General features: G+C 69.8%; 15 protein-coding genes. 8 read left to right on the forward strand and 7 right to left on the reverse strand.

The window, feature by feature from the left end; all coding sequences use genetic code 11:
• Positions 1 to 2: 2 nt before the first annotated feature.
• Genes ACYVLV_RS01900 through ACYVLV_RS01910 form a run of 3 tightly spaced genes read left to right on the forward strand, consistent with a single transcriptional unit; the run spans position 3 to position 2,893 of the window.
• Positions 3 to 1,451 (forward strand): aldehyde dehydrogenase family protein, encoded by a 1,449-nt coding sequence (locus ACYVLV_RS01900; protein WP_460807254.1) that lies wholly within the window; start codon positions 3 to 5, stop codon positions 1,449 to 1,451.
• 1 nt (position 1,452) lies between these two features.
• A complete protein-coding gene (locus ACYVLV_RS01905) occupies positions 1,453 to 2,325 on the forward strand; it encodes an aldehyde dehydrogenase family protein (protein ID WP_460807255.1) in 873 nt (290 codons plus the stop codon).
• Between the two features lie 10 nt (positions 2,326 to 2,335).
• A complete protein-coding gene (locus ACYVLV_RS01910; RefSeq protein WP_460807256.1) occupies positions 2,336 to 2,893 on the forward strand; it encodes a hypothetical protein in 558 nt (185 codons plus the stop codon).
• On the opposite strand, the gene ACYVLV_RS01915 is transcribed toward ACYVLV_RS01910, so the two are convergent.
• Entirely contained in the window at positions 2,856 to 3,425 is a 570-nt protein-coding gene (locus tag ACYVLV_RS01915) for a hypothetical protein (protein ID WP_460807257.1), read from the reverse strand. The two genes, ACYVLV_RS01910 and ACYVLV_RS01915, sit on opposite strands and share 38 nt — an antisense overlap.
• A gap of 23 nt (positions 3,426 to 3,448) precedes the next feature.
• A complete protein-coding gene (locus tag ACYVLV_RS01920; RefSeq protein ID WP_460807259.1) occupies positions 3,449 to 4,507 on the reverse strand; it encodes an adenosine deaminase in 1,059 nt (352 codons plus the stop codon).
• A gap of 112 nt (positions 4,508 to 4,619) precedes the next feature.
• On the opposite strand from ACYVLV_RS01920, the gene ACYVLV_RS01925 reads away from it, so the two are divergent.
• The 5 genes from ACYVLV_RS01925 (at position 4,620) to ACYVLV_RS01945 (ending at position 9,906) form a co-directional block, all read left to right on the forward strand.
• On the forward strand, positions 4,620 to 5,072 hold the full coding sequence (locus ACYVLV_RS01925; protein ID WP_460807261.1) for a MaoC family dehydratase: 453 nt from the start codon (positions 4,620 to 4,622) through the stop codon (positions 5,070 to 5,072).
• A gap of 75 nt (positions 5,073 to 5,147) precedes the next feature.
• On the forward strand, positions 5,148 to 6,284 hold the full coding sequence (locus ACYVLV_RS01930) for a GNAT family N-acetyltransferase (protein ID WP_460807263.1): 1,137 nt from the start codon (positions 5,148 to 5,150) through the stop codon (positions 6,282 to 6,284).
• Positions 6,285 to 6,289: 5 nt separating this feature from the next.
• Positions 6,290 to 7,501 (forward strand): carboxylate--amine ligase, encoded by a 1,212-nt coding sequence (locus ACYVLV_RS01935; RefSeq protein WP_460807264.1) that lies wholly within the window; start codon positions 6,290 to 6,292, stop codon positions 7,499 to 7,501.
• 9 nt (positions 7,502 to 7,510) lie between these two features.
• Entirely contained in the window at positions 7,511 to 8,614 is a 1,104-nt protein-coding gene (locus ACYVLV_RS01940; RefSeq protein WP_460807266.1) for a GNAT family N-acetyltransferase, read from the forward strand.
• Positions 8,611 to 9,906 carry a hypothetical protein gene (locus tag ACYVLV_RS01945; protein ID WP_460807267.1) on the forward strand — a complete coding sequence of 432 codons (1,296 nt, stop codon included), beginning with the start codon at positions 8,611 to 8,613 and terminating at the stop codon, positions 9,904 to 9,906. Before ACYVLV_RS01940 ends, ACYVLV_RS01945 begins: the two co-directional genes overlap by 4 nt.
• Here ACYVLV_RS01945 and ACYVLV_RS01950 read toward each other — a convergent pair.
• From ACYVLV_RS01950 to ACYVLV_RS01970, 5 genes are read right to left on the reverse strand one after another with little or no spacing between them, the layout of a single operon-like run.
• Positions 9,884 to 11,047 (reverse strand): phosphotransferase, encoded by a 1,164-nt coding sequence (locus ACYVLV_RS01950; RefSeq protein WP_460807268.1) that lies wholly within the window; start codon positions 11,045 to 11,047, stop codon positions 9,884 to 9,886. The two genes, ACYVLV_RS01945 and ACYVLV_RS01950, sit on opposite strands and share 23 nt — an antisense overlap.
• A complete protein-coding gene (locus ACYVLV_RS01955; RefSeq protein WP_460807269.1) occupies positions 11,044 to 12,522 on the reverse strand; it encodes an oligosaccharide flippase family protein in 1,479 nt (492 codons plus the stop codon). Before ACYVLV_RS01955 ends, ACYVLV_RS01950 begins: the two co-directional genes overlap by 4 nt.
• Complete coding sequence (locus ACYVLV_RS01960) at positions 12,497 to 14,635, reverse strand: glycosyltransferase (RefSeq protein WP_460807271.1); 2,139 nt, start codon at positions 14,633 to 14,635, stop codon at positions 12,497 to 12,499. Before ACYVLV_RS01960 ends, ACYVLV_RS01955 begins: the two co-directional genes overlap by 26 nt.
• On the reverse strand, positions 14,632 to 16,065 hold the full coding sequence (locus ACYVLV_RS01965; protein ID WP_460807273.1) for an O-antigen ligase family protein: 1,434 nt from the start codon (positions 16,063 to 16,065) through the stop codon (positions 14,632 to 14,634). Before ACYVLV_RS01965 ends, ACYVLV_RS01960 begins: the two co-directional genes overlap by 4 nt.
• Positions 16,062 to 18,107 carry a polysaccharide deacetylase family protein gene (locus ACYVLV_RS01970; RefSeq protein ID WP_460807274.1) on the reverse strand — a complete coding sequence of 682 codons (2,046 nt, stop codon included), beginning with the start codon at positions 18,105 to 18,107 and terminating at the stop codon, positions 16,062 to 16,064. Before ACYVLV_RS01970 ends, ACYVLV_RS01965 begins: the two co-directional genes overlap by 4 nt.
• Between the last annotated feature and the right edge of the window lie 77 nt (positions 18,108 to 18,184).

Consider the following 18,184-nt stretch of genomic DNA (forward strand, 5'->3'; position numbering starts at 1 on the left):
TGGTGACGACAAGCACGACCAACCCCTTCGAATACGCCCCGGCGCCCGAATCGACCGGCATCGTCGACATCCGCTCCTCCTACGGCCTGTTCATCGACGGCGAGTTCGTCGACGGCCACGGAGCCGCGTTCAAGACGATCAACCCGGCCACCGAGGAGACCCTCGCGGAGGTCGCGGAGGCCAACGCCGCCGACGTCGACACCGCGGTCAAGGCCGCCCGTCGCGCCCACACCCGCGTGTGGTCGAAGATGTCGGGCCAGGAGCGCGCGAAGTACCTCTACCGCATCGCTCGCATCATCCAGGAGCGCGGCCGCGAGATCGCCGTCCTGGAGTCGATCGACAACGGCAAGCCGATCCGCGAGTCCCGCGACGTCGACGTGCCCACCGCAGCGGCGTACTTCTTCTACTACGCCGGCTGGGCCGACAAGCTCGAGCACAGCGGCTACGGCAGCACCTCACTCGGCGTCGCCGGTCAGATCATCCCGTGGAACTTCCCGCTTCTCATGCTGTCGTGGAAGATCGCGCCCGCCCTGGCGGCCGGCAACACCGTGGTCCTCAAGCCCGCCGAGACCACTCCCCTGACGGCCCTGCTGTTCGCCGAGATCTGCCAGCAGGCCGACCTCCCGCCCGGGGTCGTCAACATCATCACCGGCGCCGGCGAGACCGGACAGGCCCTCGTCGAGCACCCCGACATCAACAAGGTCGCCTTCACCGGCTCCACCGGCGTCGGCAAGGGCATCGCCCGCGCCATCGCCGGCACCGAGAAGCGAGCCACGCTCGAACTCGGCGGCAAGGCCGCGAACATCGTCTTCGAGGACGCCCCTCTCGACCAGGCCGTCGAAGGCATCGTCAACGGCATCTTCTTCAACCAGGGCCACGTCTGCTGCGCCGGCTCGCGTCTGCTGGTCCAGGAGTCGGTCAACGACGAGGTCATGGACCGCCTCAAGCGTCGGATGAGCACCCTGCGCCTGGGCGACCCCCTCGACAAGAACACCGACATCGGGGCCATCAACTCCTCCGCCCAACTGACCCGCATCCGCGAACTCTCCGACATCGGGGAGAGCGAGGGTGCCGGTCGCTGGTCCCCGGACTGCGCGTTGCCCGACCGCGGCTTCTGGTTCCCGCCGACCGTCTTCACCGGCGTCACCCAGGCCCACCGCATCGCCCGCGAGGAGATTTTCGGGCCCGTGCTGTCGGTCCTGACCTTCCGCACCCCCGCGGAAGCGGTCGCCAAGGCCAACAACACGCCGTACGGCCTCTCCGCAGGGGTCTGGACCGACAAGGGGTCCCGCATCCTGCAGATGGCCAACGACCTGCGCGCCGGTGTCGTGTGGGCCAACACGTTCAACAAGTTCGACCCGACCAGCCCGTTCGGTGGGTACCAGGAATCCGGCTACGGCCGCGAAGGCGGACGCCACGGACTCGCGGCCTACCTGAAGGGCGGCAACTGACATGGCCACTCGCATCGATGTGCGCAAGACCTACAAACTCTTCATCGGCGGAGCGTTCCCACGCTCGGAGTCGGGCTACTCCTACGTCGTGAACGACGCGAAAGGGAACTTCGTGGCCAACGCCGCCCTCGCCTCCCGCAAGGACGCCCGCGACGCCGTCGTCGCCGCCCGCAAGGCCTTCCCCGGCTGGTCGGGCAAGACGGCCTACAACCGGGCGCAGATCCTCTACCGCGTCGCCGAGATCGTCGAGGACCGTCGGCCTCAGTTCGTCCAGGCCGTCCGCCAGTCCGAGGGACTCACCGCAGCGAAGGCCGAGTCCGTCGTCGACGCCGCCGTCGACCGCTTGGTCTGGTACGCCGGGTGGGCCGACAAGATCACCCAGGTCGTCGGCAACGCCAACCCCGTCGCGGGCCCCTACTTCAACATCTCCACCCCGGAGCCGACCGGCGTGGTCGCCGTCCTGGCCCCCCAGGAGTCGTCCTTCCTCGGCCTGATCAGCGTCATTGCCCCGGTCATCGTCACCGGCAATACGGTGGTCGTCGCCTCCTCGGCCGACCGTCCCCTGCCGGCCGTGACCCTCGCCGAGGCGTTGGCCACCTCCGACGTGCCCGGAGGAGTGGTGAACCTGCTGACCGGTTCGCTGGCCAACACGGCCCCGACCCTGGCCTCGCACATGGACGTCAACGCCATCGACCTCACCGGTGCCGCGGGCGACCGCGACCACGCCACCGCACTCGAGGTCGCCGCGGCCGACAACCTCAAGCGGGTCCGCCGGGCCCCGGCCGCCGAGCCCGACTGGACCCAGACGCCCGACCTGGACACGATGACGGCGTTCTTGGAGCTCAAGACCGTGTGGCACCCCCTGGGTCACTGACCCGACACGGATGACGCTCGAGCAGCAGGCCCGCGCGCTTCTGGCAGGCGGGCCGCTGCGCCAACCGGATCGCCGCTCCTGTGGGGCGGCGACCCTGGTGTTCGCCGAGATGCTCCGCAACCCCGAGTACGCCGCACGGATCCGGGGCGGGTCCTTCGCCGAGGAGACCCTTGCGATGCACGCCCGGGTCACGGGACCTGCCGACGGGGCGGGGCGGCTGCAGGTCCCCTGGCCCCCCGCCCTCGGTACGCCACCGTGGGCGGTCGCCCGTCACCTCAGTTCGCGCTTCGACACGCCGTACGCCGTGCGTGCGGTGCGACACCTCATTCAACTCGATCTCACGGTGGGTCGCGCCCCAGCAGCGCTCTACGTAGGGAGCCGGTGGCTACCCCGTCACGTGGTACTGATCGTGGGTAGTGACGAGGGGACGTTGTCGATCTTCGAGCCGAGCATTGGCAACATCGTCCGGATGCCAAGCACCGGCTTGGGCCGCCCCGACTGGGAACTCGCCGGGTGGTCCTACCCGTGGTTCACGGCACGCACCCCACATTGCACCGTTCGAGCGTGATCAGCGCGCCGATGACCGCCTCGACGTCGGCCGCCAATGCGGTCTCACCGCGCTCGCTCGCGGAGGACATCCGCACGGTGAGCACCGCATCGGCGAGCGGCACGGCCGCCACCGCAAGGGCCTCTCCTTCGCGCCGCAACCGGCATCCCGAATCGCGTGCGGGCGCGCCCCCCTGCGACGCGACCGAGTCACACTCGCGGGACAACTCCGCCTGCGCGGCGGCGCGTGCGCTGTCCCGGTCGGTTCCGCCGAAGAACACCAGATCGATGTCGAGGTCCACCGGGCTACCTGCGGAGCTCCCCGTCATCGCACACGAGGCCCGATTCTCGGCCCTCAACAGGGTGGCTGCGTGGTCGGACTCCCGCAACCTCCATCCTTCGATCACCGAGGTCGGGACGGATTCGCACACGTTCATCGGCGGTTCTGAGGGCTCCACGTCGACCGCCTCGTCCGCGGGCGTGCATCCGATCATCATCACCAGGACCGCCATCGCGATCGATGAGACCCGCCATGTCCGGATCATGCGGATCACAGCTCTCTCCTCTTCTCTTGGCCTCAGGCTGACAGCGCGGCGTACCCGGGCTTGATGACCTCGTCGATGATCTGCAGACGCTCGTCGAAGGGCAGGAACGCCGACTTCATGGCGTTCACCGTGAACCAGCGTAGGTCGTCGAGGTCGTAGCCGAAGGCCTCGACCAGCGACGACATCTCGGCGGTCATCGAGGTCTGGCTCATCAACCGGTTGTCGGTGTTGACCGTGACCCGGAAACGCAGGCGGGTCAGCAGTCCGATGGGGTGCTCGGCTATCGAGTCGGCCGCACCGGTCTGCACGTTGGACGCCGGGCACAACTCCAGCGGGATGCGCTGATCGCGCACGTAGGCCGCCAACCGGCCCAGGGTGACCGTGCCGTCGTCGGCCACGGTGACGTCGTCGATGATCCGGACCCCGTGACCCAACCGGTCCGCGCCACACCACTGCAGCGCCTCCCAGATGGAGGGCAGCCCGAACGCTTCGCCGGCGTGGATGGTGAAGTGCGAGTTCTCGCGCTGGAGGTACTCGAAGGCGTCCAGGTGGCGGGTCGGAGGGTAGCCGGCCTCGGCCCCCGCGATGTCGAACCCGGCCACGCCCCGGTCACGCCAGGCGATGGACAGCTCGGCGATCTCTCTCGAACGGGCCTGATGGCGCATCGCGGTCAGCAACTGGCGTACGACGATCGCGTCGTCGCTGTTGGCGACCCCCTCGTCGAAGCCCTGCTGGACCGCACCCACGACGTCGTCGAGGCTCAGCCCGTTCGAGACGTGCTGCTCAGGGGCGTAACGAATCTCGGCGTACACGACGCCGTCGGCGACCAGGTCCTCGACGGCCTCACGAGCAACGCGGGTCAGTGCGGCCGTGGTCTGCATGACCGCGACGGTGTGCTCGAAGGTCTCCAGGTAACGAACCAGGGACCCGGAGTTCGCGGAGTCGGCGAACCACTGTCCGAGAGCCTCGGCACCCTCCACCGGCAGGTCGTGTCCGACCTCGGCGGCGAGCTCGACGATCGTCGAGGGACGCAGCCCTCCGTCGAGGTGATCGTGGAGGAGAACCTTCGGTGCCTGTCGGATCTGATCCATCGTGGGCACGGTAGGTTCCGAGGCGTTGGGAGAAGCTGATTGAGAGACCATGCGTCATCCAATCAAAGTCTTCCGCGAACCAGGACAACACCCCCAAGGATTGGAGTGCCCCATGCGCGAGTTCACCACGGTCGAGGAGATCGAGTCCGCTGTCGGAGAGGACCTCGGTGCCAGTGACTGGGTCGAGATCGACCAGGAGCGGGTCAACCAGTTCGCGGACGCCACCGGTGACCACCAGTGGATCCACGTCGACGTCGAGAAGTCGGCCGAGGGCCCGTTCGGCGGCACCATCGCCCACGGCTACCTCACGCTCTCCCTCATCCCGTGGCTCGGGACGAGCGTGTTCGGACTCAACACCCCCGGCGCGAAGCTGAACTACGGCGTCAACAAGGTCCGCTTCCCCAACCCCCTGCTGGTCGGCAAGCGGGTCCGGGCCCACGTGAAGATCGCCGGCATCACCGACGTCCCCGCCGGCAAGCAACTGACGCTGGGCTACACCGTCGAGATCGAGGGCGAGTCGAAGCCGGCCTGCGTCGCGGAGACCGTCGTCCTGCTTCTGGGCTGAGGCACGAGGCCGGGCCGGACGAGCAGGAGAAATCAAGCAGGAACAACACTCCTGAACGTTGGTACGGTCACCCGTATGAGCGACGTGGCCGAGTGGAGCCTTGCTTCACTCACGCAGGCCCAGGTGGACACCTGGAGACGCTTGGCCGACCGGTCGGCCAGCCCCAACGCCTTCCTCCGCCCCGAATTCGTGGTGCCTGCCGCCCGACACCTGCCGACCGAATCCACGAACGGTGAGGTCCGGCTTCTGACCGTCACCCGCGGTGAGGAGTTACTCGCCGTTCTCCCGTGGGTACGCAATCGCTGGCGTCATGTCCCGCTTCCCGCCGTGGGGGCCTGGGTGCACGACCAACAGGGTCTGGCAACGCCTCTCCTCGCGGACGGCGACGACTTGCCTGCCGCTGCGTCCGGCCTGGTCGCCGCGGTCTCCCGCGTCGCGCCACGGGCGCGCCTGCTGGGACTGGACGAGCAGACCGCCGGCCTGCCGGGCGACCTTGCGTTGGAGGGTGCACTCGAGAAAGCCGGGTGGACACCCACCCTCTGGGGCTCCTACCAGCGCGCCCTGCTCGTCCGCGCCGGCGACCACCTCGAGGGAAGCGCGCTGAGTCTCCAGGACCTGGTGGCGGAGCCCTCCCGGCTGCGCTCCAAGCGACGGCGCCTGGAGCGGGAGGCAGGTCCGTTGCGGGTGATCGATGCCTCGGCTGCGAACGACGCCCCGGACGCCGGAGAGACATTCCTGCGGCTCGAGGACGCCGGCTGGAAGGGACGAGCGGGCACCTCGATGCTGCGACGCCCCGGCGAGGCCGACATGCTGCGTGACGTCGTACGTCTCGCGGCGAATGCCGGCTCGTTGCGCCTGCTGATGCTCACCGGACGAGATGGACCGCTGGCCGCGCAGATCGACCTAGTCTGCGGGGACACCCACTTCCATTGGAAGACCGCCTACGACGAACGCTGGCAACGGATGTCACCGGGCCGCCTGCTGTTGACCCACGTGCTGGAGCGCTTCGCCGCGTCGACTCTGGAGCGGCTGGACGGCTGCACGGTGGAAGGACACGCGGTGCTCGATCCGTTGTTCCCGGGGCGACGGGTCGTGACCTCGCGCGCCTGGACCCGGGGAGCGGGCTCTCATCAGGTCGCCGGATCGGCTCACTGGTTGCGCACCCGCGTACGGCGAACCGACGACCAACCATCCACCGACGGCGGGAGCTGACGACGATGCGGGTCCTGCTCGTCGGTCACGCCACCAGCCGCGAGATGCTCGCTGCCGCTCGCTGCCTCGGGCACGCCGGGCGCGAGGTCTACGTCGCCACCAACGAACGGCGCAGTCTCGCCGGCGCCTCGCGTCACGTGCGGGGTGAGTATCAGGTTCCGGCTCCGGACATCGATGTCGACCGGTTCATCGAGGCCGTGACCGCCGCGGCCGACACGAGCCGGGCCGAGGTGGTGATGGGCTGCGGCGATCCCGAGTTGCTGGCGCTCTCCCGGCACCGCGACCGGATCCCCGCCCGGGTGCCGCTGGCGGCCCACGAACGCGTCGTCCGCGCCGTCGACAAGCTGAGTCTGGTCACCGAGGCCGCAGCCGTGGACATCGCTGTCCCGGAGACCGTGGTCGCGGATGACCGAGCGATCGCCGCGTGGCGCGGACCGGCCGTGGTCAAGGCCCGGTTGCACTGGGAGCCGGGACAACAGGGCGACACCGGTGGTTGGGCGTCGGTCCAGAAGGTGCCCGAAGGTGCCGACCTCGCTGCCGCTGTACGGGTGGTCCTCGACGCCGGACGATCCCCAGTCCTCCAACGCCCGGTCGAGGGGGACCTCATCGCCGTCGCGGCAGTCTGCGACGCCTCCGGCCACCTGATCGCCCTGCAACAACAGCGTGCGACCCGCACCTGGCCTCCCGGCGTGGGGATCAGCACGAGAGCACACACGGTGCAGCCCGATCCCGAGTTGGTCGACGCTGTACGCCGGCTGCTACATCGCCTGGGGTGGGTAGGGATGGTGCAGTTGCAGTTCCTCGCCCCACCCGACGGTCCGCCGTACCTGATCGATCTCAACGGGCGCCCCTACGGATCGCTGTCGCTCGCGCTCGCTGCGGGGCTGCCGTTGCCCGCTCTGTGGCTGGACGCCTCCGACGCCGAGGACTCACCTGGTGAGGTCCGCTTCGGGTCATCGGGGGTGCGTTACTCCTGGTTGGGTGGCGACCTACGACGAGCCCTGGTCGAGCGTCGCGGTGGGCTGATCCGGGACCTTGCCGATACGGTGCGCGCCTGGCCCGGTGCCGCCCACCCCGTGTCCGATCCGACAGATCGCGGGCCGGGACGTCGCCTGCCTTTGCTCGCCGCCGATCAGATCCGCTCTCTTCTGGGTCGGACACTCCCCGCCAGACTGCGGGCCGCGATCGCCCTTCTCACGAAGCCTCGCGCTCGTTAGGCTGCCACCGTGCCGACCACCGCGCTCGACGGCGCCGATCCGGGCGCGTTAGACGATCTGTTGCTGCGCACCGCGGCCCCGATCAGCGCTCGGCGGATCTGGTGGGAGGCGTGGACCACCGCCTTCGACGAAGAGGCCTGGATCCTCACCGAACCGGGTCCCGACGCAGGCCTGAGCGCCGCGGCTCCGCTCGTGCGGCGGCGCCGACGTCGCGACCGCACCGAGGTGGTCGTCCTGGGTCACGGCACCTCGGACTTCGCCCGGCTGCCGGCCCGCGGCGGCGCCGCCTCGCAAGCGCTGGCCGAACGGATCGTGGCCGAACTCGACGAACTCGGCGGAGCCTGGCACCTGAGGCTCGAGCACCTGCCACCTGGTGATCCGACGGCCTTCCACCTCGCCCGGCTGCTACCGGGGTGCCGGTGGACCCTCCCCTGGGACCGTGCTTCGCCGTACCTGCGACTGGAGCCCAACAGCGGGCCGGAGGAGTACTACTCCAAGTCGGGCCGTAGCAAGATGCGACGAGCCCGGCGCACCTTCGAACGGGAGGGCGGCAGCGTGCGACGGGTGCAGGACCCAGACGAGATCGTGCGCCTGCTGCCGACCATGGCTGCGCTCCGGCGGGCTCGCGACCATGCCCAGGACCGGCGCAGCGACCTCGACGACCCTCGCTACCACCGGTTCTGGTCGTCCCTGGTGGTCGCCCTCGCGTCGTCCGCGGAGCTCGAGGTGGCACTGGCCGAGGTGAACGGCGAACTGCTCGCGTACGACGTCGGACTACTCGACGGGGACGCCTATCGCATCTGGGACGGGCGGTTCGCGCCCGGCTCGGAGAAGCTGTCACCGGGCCGGGTGTTGCGCGACGCGAACCTCGAGCGGGCGCTGGAGTTGGGATGTCTCGAACTCGATCACCAGCGCGGGATCACCGTGGCCAAGATGCAGCTGGCCAGCGACGTGCGCCCGGTCTCGGTGCTCGAGGCCTGGAGCTCCGCAGGGACGGCCCGGACGACGTTGGCGGCGCGGGCGTCGTTGGAGTGGGCGAAGCAACACCGGGACGACAACCCACGACTGGATGCCGCCTGGCGGCGGCTCAAACGCGCCACCATGCTGCGATGAGCGCCACCGACGTCGACGCCCTGCTGTCGGCACCCGTCGTGGTGCTCGGCAGTCTGCCGCCCGAAGGTCGCGACCTGGATCTCTTGGTCCCGGTGTCGCTGATGACCCAGGTCGGCGCGACGCTGCGCGAGCACGGATGGTCCGCGAACGGCGATGCTTTCGTCCGGTTCGCCGACAACACGGCGTACGCCGTGGACCTGTTCCCTCTCGAGCGATGGCTGCCCAGCGACGCCGCACGCCAACAACTGCTGCGCGACGCCACCACCCTCCCGGGGTACCACCACCTGTTGGCGCCCTCTCCCGCCCACCGGCTGCTGTTGCTCGCCCACCGCTTCGACCTGGGCATGATCGTGGACGAGCGGCGCGCCACCCGACTGGCGGCGTACGACGCGGACGATTGGAATCGTGCGCGGGACCAGGCGACGCAGTGGGGCCTGACCGGATCGCTCGAACGACTACACCGGGCCGCCGGTGAACCCATCCACGTCCCGTCGCGGCTGTCAGCCCGCGGGAGGGCCCGACGCCCGGCACGGGTGATCTCGCTCTCCGGCCTCGACGGTGCAGGCAAGTCGACGCAGGCCGAGCACCTCTGCCGGGCCCTGATGGCTCTCGGCTACGACGCGGAGGTGGCGTGGACCAAGCTCGGTCGTGACCCGGTCCTCGACCGGGTCTCCGCCCCCGTCAAGTCGACGCTCACCGTTTTGGCTCGCCTGCGCGGACGACCCGATGCTGGAGCCGACCAGCCGCAACCCGAACCGCCCGATGAGTCGGGAGAGGTCAGGAACCACCCCGGCGGACCCCGCCCCGCACCGGACAGCGGCTCACGGGCCCGGGCCCGTAGCCCCCTTCTCAGTTGGGGTTGGAGCTGCGTGGTCGCGGTGGCCAACGCACGCACCCACCGCCGCTACGCGCGCGTGCGTCGCGGCACCGTGCTGATCTGCGACCGCTACGCCCTGGACTCGGCTGCACACCTGCGTTATCGCTACCCCGCTGCTGGAACCTTCGCCCTCCAGCGCCGGCTGATCGTTCGGCTGTCGCCCGCCCCACGTGCCGCGTTCTTCCTCGATGTCTCTCCCTCGGCAGCGCGGGCGAGGAAACCCGAGCAGTACACCACCCGCGATCTCGCGCGGCTTCGCGGTCTCTACCTCGAGGAGAGCTCCCGGCAGGCCGTCACGGTCGTCGACGGGGAGCGCCCCGAGTCCGAGCTGGCGGCCGCGTTGGCTGAGCAGACCTGGCGAGCCCTGAGCCGACCTGGTCGCCTGGGCCGGCTCAGAATACTGCTGAGCCGGTGACGACCTCGAGCATCGCTGCGAGGGTCGACACGGAGAGGGTCTCGGGTCCGCCGCCGCTGATCCGTCGACCCAGCCGGCGGGCGAAGAACGCGACCATCAGGGGTTCGGCGAGCCGGTCCGAACCGGTCGCGGCGAGCACACACTCTCGGTGCCAGGAACGGGCCGCGGAGAAGAGCGGCTCGTCGATCCAGGCCAGATGGAAGGATCGCACCACCTCGGTCTGAGACCACCTGTTCAGGGCGACACCGTGTTCGAGCAGCGCCACCGCGGCCTGCAGTGCGTCATGGCCGGGAACACCCCCGGGGTGGGCGGTCTCCCAGTCCACCAACCCGACGAACGACGGTCCGTCCACCAGCCAGTTCTGCGCGGAGAGGTCGCGATGCTGGAGGCTCACCGCATGCATTGACCGCAGGTCCCGCCGCGCGGCGTCCACCAGCGTGGCGGTCGCGGTCGACCTGACGTGGGACGCGGCCAGGGCGAGGTAGTGGTCCAGGTCATTCGGTCCACGGTGGGCGGTGCTCTCCGTCAGGCGGACGAGCCCGGCACCGAGCGCGTCGTACGCCGCGACGTAGTCCCTCGACCAACCGGAACCTCGTGGCGCCAGCACCCACAGGGGACGACCCGGCAGACCCTCCTGCACGCTCATCGTGGCCACGGGAGGCAGCTGTCGTGGGGCGATGCCGGCGTCGGCGGCCGCACGGAGGGCCTCCTCCTCCGGATCCTGTACCCCGTCCGACGGCCCCGGCTTCAGCAGCAGCATCGGATGACGGGAATCGCCGAACACGAAGAAGTACCGGCCGGATGCTCGTTGGATGACCAGCGCCGACAGCGACGGGGCGTGAGTCGGGAGACGGTCCGAACTCGCGGCGAGCTCACCCCACGACTGCGTCACCTCCTCGAGAAGAAGGTCCACCTCGGGGATCGGTCGCGCCGGTAGCCGACGCGCGACCGCGGCCGCAGGACGCACCGGGAGTCCCCGCCGCCCCACCCACGCCAACGCGGCTCCCCCGCTGCGCGTGGCGGGCATGCCGTGGTTCAGCGCATGGGAGTGGAGTTCGAGCAACAACCGTGCGGGATAGGGCGATCCGACGTCCACCCACGCCGGGCGAGGGCGGCGTACGAACGCAAAACGACGACTCATCGCCGCGCCTTGCGAGAGAGCAGGTGCCGCACGACCGCGAGCTGTTCGGGGGCGAACCGACGCACCACCAACGCCCACGCGAGGAAGTAGGCGGTCATTCCCACCAGCAACTCGATCAGGACAGGTGCCCGCATCGCCAACAGAGCGGCAGCGAGCACGAGCGACGCACCGGCGGCCGGCAGGAGGGGCGGCAGGAGTCGGGGCCGTGGCGTCGGGCTGCGCAGGACGACGAGCACGACCACCGTCTGCACCGCGTAGGCCACGCTCGTGGCCGCCGCTGCTCCGGCGCTTCCGTACGGCGGAATGAGCACCAGGTTCAACGCCAGGTTGGTCAGCAGCGCCACGCAGGAGGCCAACAACATCGCCCGGGTACGAAGCCGGGCCATCATCAGCGCGGTCCCGAACAGCGCCGCGGCGAACAGCAGCGGCGCGGGTGCCAGCCACGCCAACGCCCGTCCCGAATCCGTGGCGTAATCGCTGCCGAACAACAGACCGATCACCGCGCCGCCCTCCAGCACACTGACCACGGCGAAGGGCAGATAGATGAATCCCACGACGGCCAGGGCACGCTCATAGGCCGAGCGCTGACGCGGACCCGAGGAAGTTGCGCTCACCACCGGGAAGATCGCCTGGTGCACGGCGTAGGACACGAACAGCACGGTCTCCAGCAACCGGTAGGCCACCGAGTAGACCGCCACCTCCGCGTCGCCACGCAACCGGGCCAGCAACACCATGTCCACCCGGAAGAGCAGCATCAGCACGAGTCCGCTGATCCCGATGAGGAACGTGCCGGAAGCCGCCGCCCTGAGGTCGGCGCGAGTGAGCCCGCGCAGACCGGGACGAACGTCGAGTCGTCGGACCGCAACGTGGTGCACGGCCCAGCCGACGAGGGTGCCGGCGAGGAATCCCGCTGCCAGCCCGAGCGGCCCCAGCCCCGCCGCGAGCGCGGCCACGATCATCACTGCGGTCACCAACCGCTGCACGACCAGCGCCGTCGAGACCCCCGTTGGTGACTGGCGGACCGAGGCCACCGCTCGGGCGGTGTGGCTCCAGAGCTCGGGGAATCCGGCCAGCAACATGAGCACCAACACCAACCAGGAGGCCAGCGTCGGTCTGCTGCCCAGGGCCAGCAGTGCGGCCGCCACGAAGACCAGCGCCGCCAGCCCGGTCTTCCACACCTGCGAACCCAGATAGACCCGCGGAAGGGATGCGACCTCGGCGCTCCCCCGCCGGACCACCCCGGAGTCGAAACCCCAGGCCGCGAACGAACTGAGCAGATACATCAACGCCATGGCGTAGGAGACGGCGCCGAAGTCCTCCTGGGACAACATCCGCGCCGCGACGACGGTCCACGCCAGGGTGGCGAACTTCCCGAGGATCTCGGCGATGCCGCGGACCGATGCGTTGCGCGCCGCTCGATAGGTGACCGCCCCGATGCCGGCCGTCTTCTCAGCGGTCATGTCGGACCCGATCATCGGACCGTGTGTAGCGGGCGACGCCTCCCTTGAGGCAGCCGGCCGCCTTGGCGAAGTCCTTCATCGCCAACACGACGGGGATGAGCGCGATGGTGGCGGGCCGACTTCGCTCCCGGCGCGCCCGGGAGAGGGGTACGGCGAGGTAGCCGCCCGCTGCCGCCATCATGGCGGCCCGGGACCGGGGGCCGCCGCGGGCGAGCACGGTCGTGGCGAAGAGGTAGCCACCGGCGCGGGCCAGGTCGCGGCTGACCAGTGGCGACGATCCGGCGCGGGCACCCCATTCGCCGTACTTGGCGTACATCCGCGCGGTGTCGCGGATCCGGTCGGCCTGGGCCCAGGTGACCTGCGCGTCCAGAGCCAGCACGCTGGTTCCGCCGCTCGCCCGAACAGCCGCACCGAACACCGCGTCCTCGGAACTGTCCAGCCCGGTGTCGAATCCACCAGCCCGCTCCCAGGCTTCCACCGTGCAGGCCATCGAACGTCCGTCAAGACGACGGGCGTCGAAGCGTCGTCCGGTCAGCAGGCCCGAGACCCGCACCGCGGGGGTACGTCGTCGGGACTCCTCGATCGAGGGGAACAGCGCCAGTCTGCAGGCCTCGCGCACGCGGTCGCCGTCGTCGACGTCGTACACCCCCACGACCAGGTCGGCCGGCACCGCCTCGGCGAAGGGGGCTCGCAGGGCCGACAACCAGTCCGGCCCGGGCACGCACCCGGCGTCGGTGCACGCCACGACCGCACGGGAGGCCTCGGCGAAGCCGAGATTGCGGGCGGCGGAGAGGTTCACACCGGGACCCGTGAGCAGACGCACCCGAGCGTCGACTGCCGCCCAACGGGCCAGCTCGGTGGCGGTGTCGTCCGAGGACCGGTCGTCGAGCAAGAGATATTCGTCCTGCGGTCCGAGCTGGCCGAGGACCTCCGAGACGACGTCGTCGATGTGCCCGGCCTCGTTCCGGAAGCAGGTGAGCACGGTGACCGGTGGGCCGGTCAGACCCGCCCCGGGACGACTGGCCAGCGTGGCCAACGTCCCGACGAGCTGCTCCGTGCACGCCGCAGCGTCGGGGTGGTCCTCGATCAGCATCCGCGCCGCGGCGCGATACGTCGGGCGTGCCTGGGGCGTTCCCAGCTCCCGCAGGGCCTGGGCCACCGACGCTGGGTCATACCCGTCCACCACCCGACCCGCCACGGACGCCATCCGCTCCACCTCGGGATTTCCGCGCGCCCCTACCAGGGGGACACCCGCCTCGAGTGCCTCGAGGGCGACGATCGAATACCCCTCACGACCGAACCTGGTGCCCTCGCCGCGCGTGAGCACGGCCACGGCATCGAACCCCGCCAACCATCGCCCGACCTCAGCCACCTCGCCGACCAGGGACACCCGGTGCGCCACGTCCAGGGTCCGAGCCAGTTCCCGCAGCCGTGACTTCTCTGCGGTCGCGGAAGAGTCCTCCGGTCCGATCACCACCAGCCGCCAGGCGGAGGCAGGATCCTCCGCCAGAGCACGGATCGCGGTGTCGATGCCCTTGTAGGGGACCAGCCGAGCAACCATCGCGAGAGTGGGTGCCTCATCGAGCGCCACATCGCGCGCGGCCCAGAACGTCCGCGCGTCGGCGTACGACGCCGCGGGGGTTGTCGGTCGCGGCGGAGGCACCAGCACGCAGTCGCGGCGGCCGGCGGCTGCCCCGACAGCGGCCGACGTGGCGATGACGAGGTCGCTGAGCCCGCCCAGGGTGCGGGCCAATTCGCGGTCCCAGGAGAAGTCGTGCTTCATCCAGGCGACCGGAACCCCGCTGAGCCGGGCGGCGGGCACCACGGCTGCGGCAGCCTTGACTCCGTTGGCGAGCACCACCTCCGTCTCGCTGTTGCGCAGCCGCTTGGCCAGGTCACGCGTCCGCCTACCCAGGGCCAATGGGCTGGTCCCTGTGGGCAGCAGCTCCACCGCGATTCCGCGGGCGGTCAGTTCGCCCCGCAACGGACCGTCCTGGAGAAGCCATACGTCCACGTTCAGGCGGGCGAGACCGTTGTCGAGCAGACCCAACAACCAGCGCTCGGACCCCCCGAGCGATCCGTAGGGAGTGACCACGGTGCACCGCAACGCTCGCAGCGCTCCGGTCACGTTCGCAGATCCTTCGCCAGCGTCAGATCGGCGGCGGACTCAGGGCGAGACCCCTGGCGGACGATGCGAAGCTGCGCGACGAGGAGGCCGACGAGCAGCCACACCATGGCATTGCCCGCGGCGTTACGCAGCGGGTAGTCGAGCACCCCGTGCGTTGCGATCGCCACGAGGGAGGCAACCAGGGCCGGCTGCAGGGTGACGAATCGGCCGTTCCCCTCGCTCGCGCGAGCAACCCGCACGCCCGTCCCCAGGAAGACCAGACCGCCGACCAGGGCGAGCAGGGCGGCGAGACCGAACAGCCCGTACTCCGCAGTCACGGTGAGCAGGAGCTGGTGGGCGTGCTCGGGCGGCAGCCCGACGCTGTCTGGTGCCGACTGTGCCGCAGTCGGGAAGGCACCGGGCCCCTGTCCGGTCAGGGGACGGTCCTGGATCTGGCGTAGGGCCTCGGTCCAGATCAGCGGCCGATCGTCGTAGGGGTTGCTCGAGGGCTCCCGGATGCTGGACAACCGGGCCGCCAGCGACATCGACAGCGAGGACCCCAGCACCGTCAGCAGGACTAGAGATCCGGCCCCGAAGCCGACGAGGCGCGCGAGAGTACGGCGCGAGGAGGGATCGAGCACGGCGAGCGAGACCAGCCCGACACTCGCACCGATCCAACCTCCGCGTGAGAACGAGAGCAGGAGGGCACCGAGGAGAAGGGCCGCCGACACGGCGCACAGCAGTCGAGTGGCGAGGCTCGAGGTGGCGAGACCGAGTCCGGCGGTCAGGACCAGCAGGGCCGCCGCCACCAGCCCCAGCTCGTTGGGTTGGCCGAAGGGACCCAGCGCTCGGTTCGACACCACCGCACCGTCGAGATAGGGCGTCACGTCTCCCAAGGTCAGCAGGGCCCACGCAGAGATCACACCACCGGCGATCGACAGCGCCCCGACGACCTGGTGCACGTGGCGGGTGGTGAGCAGCACCGTGGTCATCGTGACCACCAGCAGGACCCCTAGGAGCAAGCGGATGTCCAGCCGGAACGCCGCGTCAGGATCCCGCGCCCCGGTGGTGGCCAGGGCTGCAGCGAGCAACATGGCGAGCAACGGCACACCAACCTGCCAGGGAGGAAGGACGACGGTCCGACGCAGCGTCGCCTGGGTGAGCGCGAACATCACCACCAGCACCATGGCGAGCTGGACCACTTCGAGCGGGCCCAGAGAGAGCAACCCGACGGGCAACACGAGCGCAAACCCGCCTACCAGTGCGTGGGGCTTGAAGATCGCGACCCACCCCAGGACAGGGAGCACCATCAAACCTGCCAGCAACCAGGGACCGGTCCGCAACCCGATTTCGGCCAGGACGACGCCGAGAACGGCGGAGGCCGCCAGCGCCAGCAGAATAGTGGCCGTGCCAGGCGTCATCCGACTGCGCTCAGTACGGATCGTGCTCATGGTCGTAGCCGGGGCGTGCGGGTCGTCAACCGACGCACCAGCCGGCGCGCCCACGGGGCGCGCTGGAGCATGAGCCAGACCCGACGATAGTGCGGCAGGTGTTTGACGCGGAAGGATCGATGGGTGTCGGTGGCGTTGACGTCCACCCGGGACACGGCAAACCGTCCATCGTCCTCGAAGACCGAGAAGGCGACGAGAACCCCGGTGCTTTCGGCAGCGGCTCTCGCGGCGGCGTCGTGTCCGCCGTAGGGATAGGCGAGGCAGCGCACCTCACGGCCCACAACGTCGGATAGCTCCGAGGTGGCCGCGACCGTCTGACGGTCCAGCTCAGCCCGCTCCAAACCCCGGAAGTCGCGGTGATCGCGCCCGTGCACGCCGATCTCGATGTCAAAGTTCTCCTGCAGGTGGCGCAACTCTTCAGCGGTGATGATCGGCTCGGCGCTCGGCTCGGGCAGCCAGTGCGCAGACTCGCCGAGGAGTCCCGATGGCACGAAGAGGACAGCCGGGACGCCGAGACGGCGCAGGACAGGGGCAGCCAACTCCGCCACGGAGGGGAAGCCGTCATCGATGGTGACCAGGAAGCTCTTGCGCGGGGTACGCCGCAGCGCCCGAGCGTCGAGGTATCCATCGAGGTCCAGGGGGGTCCAATCGTGCTCCCTCAACCACGTCAGTTGCTGCTCGAACTGCGCGACCTCCACGAACAAGTTCTCCGGGTCATCGTCGCGACGGGTGGAGCAGAAACCGTGATACATCAACACGACCGGGGCCCTGCTCCACCGCACGCGACTACGGCGGCGTGGAGTCGCGGGGGTCGGACGGTTCAGGACCACGCCACGGATCGTTAGGCCCATTCGCCGATACCGCTCGATCTCCTTGCGAACGTCGGTCGCCGGCGTGCCCAGACCCACGACGAGAACCACATCGGCTGCCTGGGTTGTGGCTGCCTCGGCCACCAGCGACACCTGCGTGGCCGAGACATCGACCAGCACGCGATCCCACCGGCTCACCGCCGCCTTCAGCACCTCTCCTAGTTGGTCGCCGCGAAGGCTCTTTCCGTTTCCGGGGAAGGGCCGTGTCCCGACCACTTCGACGCCGTAGACCTCATCGACGGCGTCGACCAGCAACTCCGGCCGAGCCAGGACGTCGTGCAACCCCACATCACCCGGGAGGCCGAGGTGGGTGCTCAACCCGGCTCGTTCTGCTTCGGCGTCCACCAGCACCACCGACTCACCCTGGCTGGTCGCCGACCGAGCCAGCATCCAGGCGACCGAGGAGGCTCCCGCTCCCCGACCGAGACCCAGGACGTACGTCGTCCCCCGGCGCCCGTCCCGCTCAGCTGCCCGGAACCCCTGCCTGAGCTCCCGTTCTGCAGCCACCACGGCGTCGCCGTCGTGTCCTCCGGAGAGCGGGGCATGCTTCCCGAAGTCGGGTACGACGCCCAGGAGCGCCACTCCAGCGACGGCTTCGACATCCTCGCTGGAACGGATCCTGGGCCGAGCAAGTTCGAGGGCGCAGGCCAACCCCAGCGCCACAGCCAACGCGGTCAGGACGAGAACCCCCTGCAGGACCCGGGGCGAGGCGGCCAGAGCGATCGACTGGTCGGAACCTTCGGCGAGGACCTCGCCGTCCACCGTTGGGTCACGCTGCGCCAGCAGTACTCCCTCCTGTGCCACGGCGTCGACGATGGCCCGAGCCTGGAGCGCCGTCGGGGCCGCAGCGACGATCCGCAGGTTCGCCGAAGGCGGGGCTGCAATCACGCTGACTCCGGAGCGCACGGTGTCGAAGTCCGTCCCCGTCTGGTCGGCTACTCGCAACAGCATGTCGTCCGACTGCAGCGACACCACGTAGCGATCGACGGCAAGCTGGATCAGGTCGTTGTCGGCGATCTGTCTGCTCTCCGGAACCACGGCGATCACGCTGGCGGCCTGGTGCCGTTCCGGTTGCCGCTCCACCATCGTCACCGCTAGCAGGGCGCTGGGCAGGAACAGGGCCACGATCAGCGCCCAGCGCCATCGCAACGTCCGTCGAAGAGTTTCGGTCACCCCTCAGCTCCCTTTCCCCGCGCGACAAGAGCAATCATCGTGGCATGCCCGGAGTCGTCTGTCGCGGCCATCGAGCA

Source organism: Nocardioides salsibiostraticola (assembly GCF_054783655.1).

Bases quoted from the DNA above. Each gene is read 5' to 3' on its own strand.
- ACYVLV_RS01965 (WP_460807273.1), bottom strand. From the start codon at position 16,065: ATGAGCACGATCCGTACTGAGCGCAGTCGGATGACGCCTGGCACGGCC.
- ACYVLV_RS01925 (WP_460807261.1), top strand. From the start codon at position 4,620: ATGCGCGAGTTCACCACGGTCGAGGAGATCGAGTCCGCTGTCGGAGAG.
- ACYVLV_RS01905 (WP_460807255.1), top strand. From the start codon at position 1,453: ATGGCCACTCGCATCGATGTGCGCAAGACCTACAAACTCTTCATCGGC.
- ACYVLV_RS01955 (WP_460807269.1), bottom strand. From the start codon at position 12,522: ATGATCGGGTCCGACATGACCGCTGAGAAGACGGCCGGCATCGGGGCG.
- ACYVLV_RS01920 (WP_460807259.1), bottom strand. From the start codon at position 4,507: ATGGATCAGATCCGACAGGCACCGAAGGTTCTCCTCCACGATCACCTC.
- ACYVLV_RS01950 (WP_460807268.1), bottom strand. From the start codon at position 11,047: ATGAGTCGTCGTTTTGCGTTCGTACGCCGCCCTCGCCCGGCGTGGGTG.
- ACYVLV_RS01935 (WP_460807264.1), top strand. From the start codon at position 6,290: ATGCGGGTCCTGCTCGTCGGTCACGCCACCAGCCGCGAGATGCTCGCT.
- ACYVLV_RS01910 (WP_460807256.1), top strand. From the start codon at position 2,336: ATGACGCTCGAGCAGCAGGCCCGCGCGCTTCTGGCAGGCGGGCCGCTG.
- ACYVLV_RS01945 (WP_460807267.1), top strand. From the start codon at position 8,611: ATGAGCGCCACCGACGTCGACGCCCTGCTGTCGGCACCCGTCGTGGTG.
- ACYVLV_RS01930 (WP_460807263.1), top strand. From the start codon at position 5,148: ATGAGCGACGTGGCCGAGTGGAGCCTTGCTTCACTCACGCAGGCCCAG.